Genomic DNA, 1,231 nt, shown 5'->3' on the forward strand with positions numbered 1-1,231 from the left:
TATGAATAGCCACCGACTTGATAGACGCTCTTGAGTTAGACATGATGACTAACAGAGATGTGTTTATGAGCGGTAAGAGATTTCCAGAAGAATTCAAAATCGAAGCAGTAAAGCAGGTCACCGAAAAAGGTCACCCTGTCGCGGATGTTGCCCATCGTTTAGGGACAACAACGCATAGCCTTTATGCGTGGATAAAACGCTATGGCCCTGGTGCTTCTCATCATCAAGCCAAGTCCCATGAAAGCGAAGAAATTCGTCGCCTCAAAAAGGAGCTGAAACGCGTTACAGAAGAGCGCGACATATTGAAAAAAGCCGCGGTGTACTTCGCAAGCCAGTCCGACTGAGGTACGCCTTTATCCGTGCTCACCAAGCGATTTGGCCTATCAGATTGATGTGCCACGTCCTCGGCATTCATCCCAGTGGTTATTATGCTTGGATTCAAAACCCTGATTGCCAACAGGAGCAGCGGCGGAAATATCTCCTCGGACGTATTAAACAGTTCTGGCTTGAGTCTGGTGGTGTCTATGGCTACCGGAAAATTTACAGTGACTTGCGAGATGACGGAGAGTCCTGCGGAATTAATCTCGTTCATCGTTTGATGAAACGGGAGGGTTTGCAATCTCAACGAGGATATAGAAAGCCTCGTCCTCGAGGAGGTACTGAAAATATTGTCGCCGCCAACAAGTTGGCACGGGAGTTTAATCCTACGGCACCGAATCAATCGTGGGTAACAGACATTACTTACATCAAAACACATGAAGGCTGGTTGTATCTGGCTGTGGTCATCGATTTGTTCTCAAGACGCGTGATTGGGTGGTCGATGAAGAGTCGGATAACCAAAGAGTTGGTGTTAGATGCGTTGCTGATGGCGATTTGGCGTCGTTCCCCGAAAGAGAAAGTACTTGTACACTCTGATCAGGGCAGTCAGTACACCAGTCATGATTGGGATAAATTCCTGACTCAACATGGCTTAGAGTCAAGTATGAGCCGCAGAGGCAACTGTCATGACAATGCTGTTGCAGAAAGCTTCTTCCAGTTATTGAAACGAGAACGTATCAAGCAAAAAATCTACTCAACGAGAGAAGAGGCACGTATGGATATCTTTGAATATATTGAGATGTTCTACAACGTAAAACGTCGGCACGGTTCCAACGACCAAATGTCACCTGTAGAGTATGAAAAGCAGTACGAAGAAAGGCTCAAAGGTGTCTACTGAGTCGGTGGCTATTCA

1 protein-coding gene is annotated in these 1,231 nt (G+C 46.5%); it reads left to right on the forward strand.

Going from position 1 to position 1,231, the window contains the following annotated elements:
• Window positions 1-65 precede the first annotated feature (65 nt).
• Window positions 66-1,216 (forward strand): IS3 family transposase gene (locus LRP50_RS25260; protein WP_274167153.1). Its coding sequence is split into 2 segments (ribosomal slippage): window positions 66-312 and window positions 312-1,216, totalling 1,152 coding nucleotides; the frame shifts between segments, so codons are not numbered across the junction.
• Window positions 1,217-1,231: the final 15 nt, after the last annotated feature.

It is taken from the genome of Enterovibrio gelatinilyticus, assembly GCF_028683095.1.
Taxonomy (GTDB): Bacteria; Pseudomonadota; Gammaproteobacteria; order Enterobacterales; family Vibrionaceae; genus Enterovibrio; species Enterovibrio gelatinilyticus.